The sequence below is a fragment of the Paenibacillus sp. FSL K6-1318 genome (assembly GCF_037976905.1).
GTDB classification, from domain to species: Bacteria; Bacillota; Bacilli; order Paenibacillales; family Paenibacillaceae; genus Paenibacillus; species Paenibacillus amylolyticus_A.
On record NZ_CP150270.1, the window covers coordinates 5,803,213 to 5,816,013 of the forward strand.

General features: G+C 46.0%; 9 protein-coding genes and 1 riboswitch. Of the genes, 3 read left to right on the plus strand and 6 right to left on the minus strand.

Annotation, left to right across the window (positions count from 1 at the left end; all coding sequences use genetic code 11):
• Nucleotides 1-13 precede the first annotated feature (13 nt).
• From NYE45_RS25925 to NYE45_RS25935, 3 genes are all read left to right on the plus strand, one after another.
• The gene (locus tag NYE45_RS25925; RefSeq protein ID WP_340014540.1) at nucleotides 14-1,462 is read left to right on the plus strand and encodes an ATP-binding protein; all 1,449 of its coding nucleotides are present in this window, start codon (nucleotides 14-16) and stop codon (nucleotides 1,460-1,462) included.
• 146 nt (nucleotides 1,463-1,608) lie between these two features.
• Nucleotides 1,609-2,367: an ABC transporter ATP-binding protein gene (locus tag NYE45_RS25930; protein ID WP_340014541.1), complete on the plus strand. Its 759-nt coding sequence runs from the start codon at nucleotides 1,609-1,611 to the stop codon at nucleotides 2,365-2,367.
• Between the two features lie 2 nt (nucleotides 2,368-2,369).
• Nucleotides 2,370-4,772, plus strand: a complete 2,403-nt coding sequence (locus tag NYE45_RS25935) for an ABC transporter permease (protein WP_340014542.1) — start codon at nucleotides 2,370-2,372, stop codon at nucleotides 4,770-4,772.
• An 82-nt stretch (nucleotides 4,773-4,854) separates the two neighbouring features.
• Here the strand turns inward: NYE45_RS25935 and mmuM are convergent, their stop codons facing one another.
• From mmuM to NYE45_RS25965, 6 genes are all read right to left on the minus strand, one after another.
• Nucleotides 4,855-5,922 (minus strand): homocysteine S-methyltransferase, encoded by a 1,068-nt coding sequence (gene mmuM, locus NYE45_RS25940; protein WP_340014543.1) that lies wholly within the window; start codon nucleotides 5,920-5,922, stop codon nucleotides 4,855-4,857.
• The gene (gene mmuP / locus NYE45_RS25945) at nucleotides 5,900-7,312 is read right to left on the minus strand and encodes an S-methylmethionine permease (RefSeq protein WP_340014544.1); all 1,413 of its coding nucleotides are present in this window, start codon (nucleotides 7,310-7,312) and stop codon (nucleotides 5,900-5,902) included. The genes mmuM and mmuP overlap by 23 nt, the downstream gene beginning before the upstream one ends.
• Nucleotides 7,313-7,404: 92 nt before the next feature.
• Nucleotides 7,405-7,506, minus strand: a riboswitch (SAM riboswitch).
• Nucleotides 7,507-7,578: 72 nt separating this feature from the next.
• Nucleotides 7,579-8,781 (minus strand): Ger(x)C family spore germination protein, encoded by a 1,203-nt coding sequence (locus NYE45_RS25950; protein WP_340014545.1) that lies wholly within the window; start codon nucleotides 8,779-8,781, stop codon nucleotides 7,579-7,581.
• On the minus strand, nucleotides 8,778-9,878 hold the full coding sequence (locus NYE45_RS25955) for a GerAB/ArcD/ProY family transporter (protein ID WP_340014546.1): 1,101 nt from the start codon (nucleotides 9,876-9,878) through the stop codon (nucleotides 8,778-8,780). Before NYE45_RS25955 ends, NYE45_RS25950 begins: the two co-directional genes overlap by 4 nt.
• Nucleotides 9,879-9,916: 38 nt before the next feature.
• Nucleotides 9,917-11,629, minus strand: a complete 1,713-nt coding sequence (locus NYE45_RS25960; RefSeq protein WP_340014547.1) for a spore germination protein — start codon at nucleotides 11,627-11,629, stop codon at nucleotides 9,917-9,919.
• Between the two features lie 148 nt (nucleotides 11,630-11,777).
• On the minus strand, nucleotides 11,778-12,683 hold the full coding sequence (locus NYE45_RS25965; protein WP_340014548.1) for a methyl-accepting chemotaxis protein: 906 nt from the start codon (nucleotides 12,681-12,683) through the stop codon (nucleotides 11,778-11,780).
• Nucleotides 12,684-12,801 lie beyond the last annotated feature (118 nt).

Here is a 12,801-nt window from a genome sequence, read left to right on the forward strand (position 1 = left end):
TGGAGGCACCCACATGTCATTGAACATCTGGTCCAGACGCTGGTTGTTAACAACACTTGGCCTTCTGATTATTATGGTTTTAAGTATCCTTGCGCTGTCGATAATGCTATTCCAAAATCGAAATTCTGAACAATCCAACCTGTCCATGAATCAGGTTCGCCTCACGATCAATCCAACTCTGCTCGCTTTGGAGCAAAATCATCAGCTTCTGGGTGAACAAAATATTCATGAAGATATACGTTCCATTGCCAGAGAAAGCGGGGTTCTGCTTACCTATGTGAACCTGGATGGAACAGTGATCATGTCCTCCACCCCCAGCTCTGAAGGAACTCAAGTTAACCTGCGTTCATCTCTTCATTATGATCTGCATCATGCCGCGCAGGCTGCGGACAGTAACGAATCACTTGATATTGCGTTTCCTGTGATGGACGGACCCGCTGGAAGTCAGATCGGCAATGCCATCTTTTCCATCCCCCAAGCTATGGTTACGGTTCAGAAACCGATGACTGTTCCGATTATATGGATTAGCATACTATTGCTCGTGTCACTGATCTTGGGTTTATTTCTATTCTGGATGAAACGAAAACTGAACAAGCAGCTCCTCTCTCCCATCCATCATTTAAAGTTGCATGCGGAATCCATCCTCAAAGGAAATTATGAAGAACAGATTCAGTACAACCGGACCGATGAACTGGGCGAAGTGTATGCCATGTTTGACCTGATGCGTACAGAAATCAAGCATATGAACGAGCTACGCATCCATCAGGAACAAGCACAAAAGGAACTCATCACCAATATATCTCATGATATTAAGACACCGATTACCACGATAAAAGCATACATAGAAGCTATTGAGGAAGGACTTTGCAACGATCAGGAGACGCTGATGGAATATATGGGAGTCATGCGGACCCATACGGATAAAACAGCCCGGCTTGTGGAGGATCTGCTGGTTCATGCACTTCAGGAACTGGGGCAAATTTCAGTGGAAACCCGTGAAATGTACAGTGGGCCTATACTGGAGACGATGTTGAAACCTATTGAACATGTAATACTCACAAGAGGTCTCGTCTATGACGGGACCAAGTCCAACCACATTCCCAATGTGTTAATCGCTATCGACCCTATTCGAATTGAACAAGTCATCTCCAATCTTGTCGCCAATGCCCTCAAGCATACAGCTCCGGGAGACACGATACGTATAACCACAGAACTGAAATCCGAGCACTTGAAAGTGACCATCGCCGATTCGGGCCAGGGCATACGTGTGCAGGATATGCCGTTTGTTTTCCAGCGTTATTTCAGAGGACAAGCGATTCATGCAGACCAACGTGTGCAGGAAGGTACGGGACTGGGACTTTCCATCTGCCAAAGCATTATTGAAGCACACGGAGGCCGTATTTCTTTTACTAGTAAAGAAGGAGAAGGTACGACCTTCCGATTCTATCTGCCGATCTGCTGAGCCACACTGGCGTGGCTATTTTACCAAGTGCCTTTAATTTCCGCTTCAACTCGGAAGTCTGTAATACTTTATTCATAATTTGATAAGGCTTCCTCAACATCCCTCCTCTAGAATGAATCCTATACTGCACTCGGGAGTGATTCGACTTGTCCAAAAAAGTGATTATCCGTGCACAGAATCTGTGCAAGACGTACAACAGCGGAAGTGAGCAACATCATGCTATCCGTAATGTTGATCTCGATATCTATGAAGGGGAATTCACGGTCATCATGGGTAACTCTGGCTCTGGCAAATCAACCCTCTTATATCTGCTAAGCGGACTGGATCAGATCACAGCTGGTGAGGTTTATTTTCGTGACCAGCGGATTGACGCTTACAATGAACGGGAAATGTCTGACTTCCGCACCCGCCGGATCGGTTATATCTATCAGAGCATCAATCTGGTCCCGGACCTTTCCATCAAAGAGAACATTGCTTTACCGGGATATATTGCGGGAAACAAAAAGAGTGACATTCAATCCAGGGCTGCTGAGCTGATGACTACCATGGATATTGATGGACAGCGTAACCGCCTCCCCTCCCAAACTTCCGGAGGACAGCAGCAACGAGCTGCGATTGCACGGGCTTTGATCAATTCGCCGGATATCATCTTTGCGGATGAACCAACCGGAAGCCTGAACCTGGAACACGGCACAGCTGTGCTCGATATTCTTACGGGTATTCACCGGAAAGGACAGTCCGTAGTTATGGTTACGCATGATATTAAAGCCGCCTGCCGGGCAGATCGTCTGATCTACATTCAGGACGGCAAGATAGGCGGAATCCTTGAGTTCAATACCTATGACGAACATCAAATTCAGGATCGTGAAGCGATTATCTTCGCTTTGGTTACGGGGAAGGAATAACGATGGCAGTCATGTTCAAACTTAGCTTGTCTTATCTGAGTAAAAATAAAATCCAAAATACGTTGATTGTGCTGCTCCTGCTACTCTCGACACTTCTTGTATCCACAGCTATTGTCATACTGGCGAACACAGGCAATCAGTTTCAGGAAATGCATTCTCGCACCCATGGATCCCATCAGATCCTGACGTTTGAGAAAGGACTGAATGACCCGGAATTTGTACACGACTGGTGGGCTTCCCAAGATGGTGTTGAGGTATCCCCATTGCTAACGTATCGAACATTGTCAGGCATCGTTCTTAATGAAACGGACATTCCCAACCTGTATCTGTATATGTTTAATACGCCTTCACCGCCATGGGGTGTAGATGAGCTTATTTTCTCCAGTGGGACGCCCGGAACACTTCCCGAGCAAGGCTCCGTCTGGATTCCAACGTCCATGGCGAGTGCCTACCATATCTCGGTAGGCGATACCATTGGCTTCAAAACCAGCTCAAACACACTCGATCTGAATGTGTCCGGCATTGTCATCGATGTACCATACGGAGCGCCCTTCTCCAATACTGCGAGGGTATGGATGAATCCTGTCGATTATCAGCATGATTTCGCTACACTCGCAGGAAACGAACATCACATGATCGGCATCCACTTCAACGATTACAGCATGAATTCGGTGTATTGGGAACGATACAATCGTGAGACAGGCACTCCGTTTCTTGAATCCAAAATGGAGTTCGAAGCGATCTCCTCTTTCTATCTGATTATTAACCAGGTTATTGGCTTCATTATGATCTTCATGGGTGTTGTCATGCTATCCATCGCTTTGATGACGATCGGGTTCACGATTTCGGATGCTATCCTGGCTAATTACAGAACAATAGGCATTCTCAAATCACTCGGGCTAACTTCCCGGAGAACGATAGGTACCTATGTTATTCAATATGCGATGCTATCCATCGCAGCCATTATCCCAGGAATTACACTCAGCGTATGGATCTCCAAGTGGATCATTAATATATCTGAGTCCTCTCTTCGAGTGGATCATCAGAACATTTCAGTTCAAGGATTGGACGCTGCCGTACTGGCTGGTGTGCTTCTATTTGCTATAGTGATTTTGTTTACTGTGTTGTACGCCAAAAAGGCACGCAGCATCCAACCCGTGCAGGCTATTCGGTATGGTATGTCGGAGACAGATCACAGCCGGATGGCCGGTAGAATGAATTCGCCATGGGCACACTGGGTCGGGTTCACACGAATGCCTGTGACCGCAGTCCTCGGACTCCGTCATGTGTTCAAAAACACTAAAAGTTCTGTTCTGACAATCCTGCTGACTACCATGACTTCCTCCGTGCTAGTTCTGGGGTATGTTCTGCTGACCAGTATAATCGGAATTGAACAGACAGCAGCCAAATGGGGATATGACAACGCCAACATCGCAGCAGTCGTAGTGAACAAAAGTAACTTCCCCAAGGCTGAATTAAAGCACGTATTAGCGCAGGATCCGCGGATCAGCAATGTAGGCTGGCAAGGGAACATCACAGGTGTAATTAGCCCGGAATCTTCAACAACAGTAAAGGGCCAATCCATCAGTCTCAACTTGAGTGTAATGGACGGGAGTTATCAGGAGCTTGGATTCGAAACGTTAAAAGGGGATAACCCACAGCACGCAAATGAAATTGCCATTGGTGTACATGTAGCCAAAACATCAAACAAAGATCTCGGTGATCTCATCGACATCTATATTGAAGGAGAAAAGCGTACATTCCTCATTACAGGCATCTATCAGGCGATTGCCAACATGTCTGTTTCAGGCCGAATCACCATCGATGCCATGAGAAGTGTGAACCGGGGTTATGGTGAATTTGATGCCATATTCATTAATGTGAAGGATCTCGCACTAGCGGATAAGATTGCCGGGGCGTTGAATGAGCAATTTAAGGATTTTGCTTCAGTAGTTACCCAGAAGACATTGCTTGATTCGGTTTACGCTGAAGCTGCGAACATCCTGATCTATCCGATGAGCTTGATTGGATTGCTGTTCATCATTGTGACGTTCATCATTATTTTCAGTACCTGTCGAATCAATATCCGCAAAGAGAGCAGAACTTACGGGATATACAAATCTCTGGGGATGACATCCCGTCAAATCCGATTATCGCTCACCATGGGAATGGTTGTGCTGTCCGCTATAGGAGCGATACTGGGTATTTTCGTAGGCGTGTATGTACTACCTCTTCTGCTCGAAATGGTCCTTTCCAATTATGGTATCGTAGAGCTTCCACTGATTCTGAATTGGGGTGGAATGATACTGTTCGCCTGCTTAAGCATCATTGCAGCAGGTCTTGGCTCATGGTTTTCTTCCCGAATCATTCGGGAGACATCGCCACGTATGCTGGTTATCGAATAAGGTAATACGATGCCTTAACACAATAAAAAAATCCCTTCCACGCCTCTATAGAATGTGGAAGGGATTTTCATAATGATATGAGCTATTTCCGCCACTTCTTCGTAAGTGCACCAATCTGATGTGGCGTAGTACGGCAACAGCCGCCAATAATCTGCGCACCCGCAGCAATCCAGGCTTCCGATGCGTCACTCATACTACCACATGTCCCCTGTCCACTCCACGTCTTCGTTGCTGCATCATATACTTCTCCCGAGTTCGGATACACAATAACAGGTTTATCGCTGGTACAGCTCAAAATACCCACTGCTTCCGTCACCACTTCCATCGGAGCACAGTTCAGGCCAATCGCCGCAATCTGTGACTCGGAACCAAACGTCTGTGCACATAACTCAAGCGCTGTGCCCTCGCTGATGCTTGTCCCGTCTTTTAAAGAAAAAGATAACCAGGCATATGCATGAGGAAACTCCTTCAGTACATCAACCAGCACCTGTGCTTCCTGCAAGGATGGAATCGTCTCAAAAGCCAGAATATCAGCACCCGCTTCAAGCAATGCGGCAATCCGCGGACGATGGAATGCAGCCAGCGTCTCATCGGATACTCCGTAATGACCAATGTACTCTGATCCATCCGCCAAATAGGCGCCGTAAGGTCCAACGGACCCGGCAATAATTGGACGTGGACGAAGACCGTCTCCTTTGCGATCCCCTGTAAGATCTGTTTTATTCTCCTCATTCTTCAGCGTCTCTGCACGTACCGAAGGAGCTTCTACAACCTGATCTGTCGAGCTTTCTCTCCCTACTAAACTACTCTGCACTTCTGCCCATACGTCATCTCTCGCCTGTGCAGCCAGTTCCACCGTCTTGCGAATCAGGTCCAACGCATCCTGCTCTCCAATTCCTTTCTTGCTGAAGCCATCCACCGTCGCCTGATAACTGGATGTAATCGCACAGTCGGCTCCTGCTCGGAAATAATCCGCATGGACCTGAACGATAATATCCGGATTCTCGATTAACACACGAGCCGACCATAGTGGATCATCCAGATCACATCCATGCTGTTCAAGTTCGGTCGCCAGCGCTCCATCCAGAATCATGACTGAGTGTTCACGTAGGATCTGTTCTATGGGATTAATCTGTTTTGCTTGCGTCATATACTTGTCCTCTTTTCTTGTTCGCACGTTCTGTCAGATAATAAGCAGCGTAACACACTGCGATAAATGGAACCCCACAATACAGCGCAATTCGCTGTGTCGGGTCAAAAGCAATACCTATGCATGAAGCCAGGCATAATATAAATGAAACAATCGGTACCACGGGGTACAGCGGTGTACGATAAACCAGATCTTTGACCGCATGTCCTTCCCGGATATATTGTCTGCGGAACATGTATTGGGAGGCACTGATGCTCATCCATACCGCAACGACAGCCAGACCTGAAATGGAAACCAGTGTAATATACACGGTACCTGGCGCAATGATGCTCGACAGCAACGCCAGCGCACCACCGACCATACTGATCAGAAGTGAATTCAATGGTACTCCGCGTTTGGTCAATTTGGCAAACCAAGGGGAGATCGTTTTTTTATCAGCCAGAGACCAGAGCATCCGTGAAGAAGCATACAGGCCTGAATTGGCAGCAGAGAGAATCGCTGTCAGAATAACAAAATTCATAATGTCTGCTGCATAAGGTACACCCACCCGCTCCATTACCGCTACAAAAGGACTTTCCAGTACACTGGCATCCGACATGGGCAGTAAGGCAGACAAGATAACAATCGTACCGATGAAGAAAATAACCAAGCGCCACAGCGTCGTATGAATCGCTTTGGGTATCGTCTTTTCCGGATTCTCCGTCTCCCCGGCGGCAATGCCGATTAACTCGGTGCCCGAGAATGCAAAGTTTACTGCAAGCATGGTCATCAATATCGCTGTAGCCCCATGAGGGAACCACCCGGATGCCGTAATATTCGATAGGAATGGAGCCGGTTCAGAGTCTGCCATCGGAATAATGCCGAACATGGCTGCGCCACCTATTATAATGAAGATTACGATGGTCACTACTTTTACAGAGGAGAACCAGAACTCGGATTCCGCAAATAATTTCACCGTCAATGCATTGAACAGGAAGATCATCAGTGCAAAGAGCGCGCTCCATATCCATACGTTTACCGATGGGAACCAGCGCTGCATCAGCAGTCCGGCGGCTGTAAATTCGGAGCCAAGCGCAACAGTCCAGGTTAACCAGTACAACCAAGCCACTGTGTAGCCGGTTGCTGGTCCGATATATTTGGCTGCATAACTATGAAATGCTCCCGTCTCTGGCATGTGAACAGATAGTTCCCCCAGACAGAGCATCACCAGATATACGACGATCGCTCCGATCAGGTAGGATAGAATAGTTCCCAGTGGTCCCGCCTGCTGAATCGTATAACCGGAGCTGAGAAATAATCCCGTTCCAATGACTCCTCCTAGAGAGAGCATGACCACATGCCGGGCCTGCATTTTCCGCTGAAAATGCCCTTTGTCGTTGTTGTTCTCCATACCTGCTACTCCCCTACTTCTTCATCCAGAAAAAACAAAAAAGACCCACTCTTCCTAAAGAGTGCGCCGTTACTGACAAATAAAAACAAACGCTCCTATCTATCAGGCTTTCACCCGCTGGAATTAGCACAGTATCCTTCAGATCTGTTGCTGAGGTTTCTAAGGGCCAGTCCCTCCACCTCTCTGGATAAGAAAATGATTTTTTACTAATATAGCGATCTATCATGAATGTGTCAACATTTAAATAATAAATGTTCCACGCTGCACTATTCGGTGGAAGACCCCGGATTGGTGATGGTGATCTTCACATCATACGTAATCGGCACGGTGCTGAAGATTTGGTCCCAATCATCTTTGATTTTCTTCCATGTTTTTGGTTCTTTAATACGCAAGCTATCCCGAAAATCCGCCACATCAGCTTTATAGGTATGCTGAATTTTGTATAACACCTGTCGAATCTGTTGTTCAGCCAGATCAGAAAATTCCTTTTCCAGTTCTCTGAGGTACGCACCTTTTTCCTCTTCCTCGGGAGCACGCCAATCCTCCATAAGCCAGCCTTGAGATTCAATCTTCACATGGAATGAAATGTCATTGCCAACTACCTTGGGAATAACTTTTACTTTTTTCTTCTTGATTTCATATACAACGGTGAATCCTTGTTTGTTATGTGTCTTTAAGACGCCTCCTTGTTCTTTGGACTTGAGCCATGATAATCCTTCCAGATCCGTTTGACTTAGCTCCCCAATGAATTTGGTCGTTTTACCATCGAATATGCTGCCTCCGGAGAACTTGTCCTCTCCATCGGAATTCAATACATTCTGGAGCAGAAAGCTGGATCCCGACTGCATTTGGGCGTCTAACTTGGACAACAATACTGGCTCCAGGATTTTGTTGGACAGATACGAATTGTTTGTGATCCCTGTGAGATAAAATGCTGGAATTCGAGAAGGGTCCTGGGAAGACAGTACATCTGCCGCACGATGATGACTAATTAACACCAGACAGTTTGGCCGAATGTCGTTATCTCGAAGGACAAAATCAAGCAGTTGGTCCAAACCATATTTTTTGGCAATATCTTTGGAGACGACGATTACCTTCAGATGATGTCCAATGAGAGGCCGATCCCGCCTTAACGCAAACTGACGGAAGATTTGCAACATAGAATCTCCAGTAAGTTGTTCATTGGAATAAGATGTTTTGCCAGAAGATGGCGAACCGGATTGCTGACTCGATTGACTGTTGGAGAAGCCCGGAGCAATTTGCACCGTAGCGGTCACATAGTTCTTCTTGGGATATGTACCTCCCTGATCAGCGATGTCTTTTTCAAATTCTGTCTCTTTACCGACATCTATCCCAAGCCCGACATAGAGACTCAGATCCTCTACCTCCCGGCTGCTCCAGCATCCGGATATCAACAACAGAATACATAAGGCAGAGGCTATACGTAAGAGCATACGGAATGGAATCATGCATGCTTGCCTCCTTTTTTGCGAATCAGACTTAACAACAGTAGTACCAGAGGTAAAATACCAAACAAAAATACGGACACATTGCCCAACATATCTCCTAGTGCGAAAGTATCATCCACTGTTTTGGGCATCATGGCCGTCAAATAAATGAACGGAAGCAGGCCGTACATAATGCCTTTGATTTTTTTGGTACGAAACAAATCACGAATGCCCACCGAAGCGCAGTAATGTGTAATCGCTGTAGTCGAAAAAATCTGCATAATCCAGATGACCAGCAATAAGGATTCGAATCGTTCGAATATCAGACCTTGAATCTCGAAACTTCTTACCAAATCCAGCGTTGGCCAGGTTCGAGTTTTGATCCCATCAAGCGATAAACTGCCTATAACCATCACAACCGTGATCAAATATATAATAGTGGATATGAGAATTCCCCAGCTCATCGCCTTATTGCTTTTCTTCGGATTTTTCATATAGGCAGTCATGATTAACATCACCTCATAACCCGTATATGACAGTAGTGAAGGCTTCAGTCCTTTGAAAACAGGCATAATCCCCTCTCCGAGAACAGGTCTCAGATTACCAATCTCGAATAGCTGGTTACTCAGTAGAATCTCAATGACAAATATAATGATCGTAATCGGCAGAATGATTTCAAACACACGAACAATGACACCAAGTCCACCTGAGATCATATAGATACCGATCCACATGAAGACCATCACAATCGGCCAGGTGGGGGTGCGTTCGAGTAGATACATTCCTGTCACATCAGCCATGACTCTTATTTCAAAAGCGGCAATGACCATGAAATACATAATCATGGCACCGCCCAGTATGTAAGCGATCCAGCTCCCCGTAATTTCACGGGTGAACTGGAACACGGTTTTCCCCGGAAATCTGCGACACAGGGTAACCATAATGATTCCGATACCTGTGATTATCAGTCCGGACAGGATGATGGAAATCCAAACATCTGGTGTACCAACAGCCTTGCTGGTCGTTCGAGGTAACGTCAATATCCCGGCACCAAGCATGTAATTCACAATAATTACAACGGCCTGCGTCGTGGTTAGCTTTCCTTGGGAGTCACTCACTTTAGTTCACCTCCAGTCCTTCTGTAGATGGAATTTAATTATTTTTTTCGATCCTTATCTATCGGATTTGTCATTTTGGGACGCAATCTCATCATATTCAACGGAGCACGGATAACGAAATCCTTCCATTCATTCATGTGATAAGGAACCGCTGGAGCTACATAAGGTACGCCAAAGCTTGAGAGTCGAGCCAGATGTGTACACACAAGCAGAAAGAACATTACAACACCATATAGTCCGAGTATAGCCGCACTAAACATGGCGGCGAATCGTAGAATCCGCAGCGTTAACCCTGCACTATAGACAGGAATCGTAAAGGAAGAAATGGCTGTAACCGCAACGACAATGACCAGGAATTGGCTTATGATACCCGCCTGCACCGCTGCTTGACCAATAATCAAACCTCCGACGATACCCATCGCGGGTGCAATCGGCTTAGGCAGCCGTATCCCTGCCTCCCTCAGAATCTCAATCGAAAGTTCCATAATCAGTACTTCAATGATCGAAGGAAACGGTACTCCCGTTCGCGTTTCAATAATCGTCAATACCAGCTTGGTCGGGATAAGTCCCGGATGGAACGAGATAAACGAGATATACAGTGCAGGAGCAAGCAATGCCAGCATAGCCGCCATAAAACGCAGCATTCGCAAAAAGGTTCCAGGAATCCAGCGTTCATAGTAATCTTCGGGAGATTGGAGCAACATGCTAAATGTCACCGGTACAACCAGTACAAATGGTGTTCCATCCAATAAAATAGCCACCCGCCCTTCCAGCAAAGCGCCGATGACCCGGTCAGGCCTTTCCGTATTCAGTACCTGCTGAAAAGGACTCAGTGTACTGTCTTCAATGAGTTGTTCCACATAACCAGATTCCAGCATCGAATCCATGTCCATCTCTTCAATTCGCTTGCAGACTTCAGCCACAAGATCAGGATCGGCAATGTCTTGGATATAGGCTACCGCCATATCTTTTTTGATCCGTGAACCCACTTCATATTTTTTAATAAACAGACTCTGATCACTTCCATAACGACGCAAAATACCTGTGTTATCACTTAATTGCTCTGTAAAACCAATACGTGGTCCACGAAGCAACCCTTCTGACAAGGGTTCATTCATACCTCGGGTTTTGATCTTATGCGCTCCAATTAATAAAGCACCTGGCAATCCATCAACCAACAATGCATTTTTACCAAAAAGTACGCCAACGGCGAGCTCTTGAAGGGACTTGGTTTCCTCAACCAGACTGACAGGCAGTAATTGATCTTGCAGGTATGCTGACAGTAAGTGTGCGTTGTCTGGATGAAGAAAACCCTCTTGCTTGAGTAAGGGAACACCTTCTAACATTAACGGTGTAATCAAATGATCATCAATCAAGTCCTGATCTACCAAGCCCTCGGTATATACGACCGCAGCCCGTGTATTCGTTCCCCTAATCGTAAATTCCCTAATATGCACGTCTGCATTGAGCCCAAAACTTTCTTTTACGCTAGTCAGATTTGTATTGTACTTATCCGTTAATTTAATATTGGCATACTGCCCTGTCTCCGTCCCCTCACCCTGCCCTTTGGCTGCTGGCGAAATATCCTTCGAGGATATGGACGATTGCTTCGCACGAGAGAAGCTTCCACGCTTAATGGCGGCATTGATCCAGCGCATGGTCAAGGTAATGCCAATCGGAATGATGAAGACCAAAAATGCCTGAATCCATATGGGACTTTTCGGCACATAGGACACAATTGTTGACCACATGTTCCCACCCCAACATTTCTCTGCATGACGAAGCTGCAGGTATTCCCAAGTATTGTGTCCCCGTTTGATCACAATAATTCCCGTTTTTTATGTACAGAACGACAAAAAAACGGTTCCTGTATAAGGAACCGCTATCCGCTATATATGATTATACAATTCTGGTCACATGCTCTGCTTTGGCGTCCAGCAAGTGGGCTGATGCAGCAATGGCCGTAAAATCATTCAAAGCAATCTCAATCCGCTTCTGGCTCTGCTCGACATATTCCTCTACCTTTTTTGTACCGCCTGTGATATTACTAATCTCCTTCGTGATCCCAGTAACACTATCTCGAATCTCATTAATTGAACTCTCCACCATGGCGGACAATTTCTTTACTTCCTTGGCCACGATATCGAATCCTCGCCCGAATTCGCCGGCATGCGCAGCTTCAATGGCAGCATTTAACGCAAGCAACTGCGTCTGTGATGAAATCTCGCGTATGGTTCGTACCACGCCTTGAATCGAACCGGCCTGTTCCTGCAGATGAGTCAACGTTGCACGGTTAGAAGCCGACACCTCTGAGATATAGGAGATACTGGACATTAATTCCTGACTGCGTTCAATACCTACATCTGCCTGCTCATTTAGCTCATGGGACATGTTTTTCAACTCATTCACCACGACTGAGATATTGTTCTGACGATTGGTAATGTTAGTAGCAATTTTGGAGACACCCAGTATTTTTTGGTTCATCTCATCAAAGACTGGCATATAGGTCGCCTCAAGCCATACGGAATTACCCTTTGCATCCTTGCGTTCAACCTTATCCTGGAAGCTGACACCATTAAATATGCTATTCCAAAAAGCATCATAGTCCGGGGTGTTTACGAAATGGCCGAAACATAACTGCTGATGCTTCATACCATACATCTCATCTACCGTATATCCCATCGTCTGGGCAAAGACTTCATTCACATACGTTACCCGTCGATCCAGATCGAATCGAATGATAGCCAGACTTTTCTCCATCGCCTTGATGACCAGTGCATCGGTGACAACATCTTTCTTTACCATATCTAATATAGGCACTTGATAACCCCCACAGTTCATTCCATAATAGACAGCCTTTTACCAGCAAAACAACGAGCACAACAACATATGTATCCATCAGGTTCTAAATGACTCTACTATT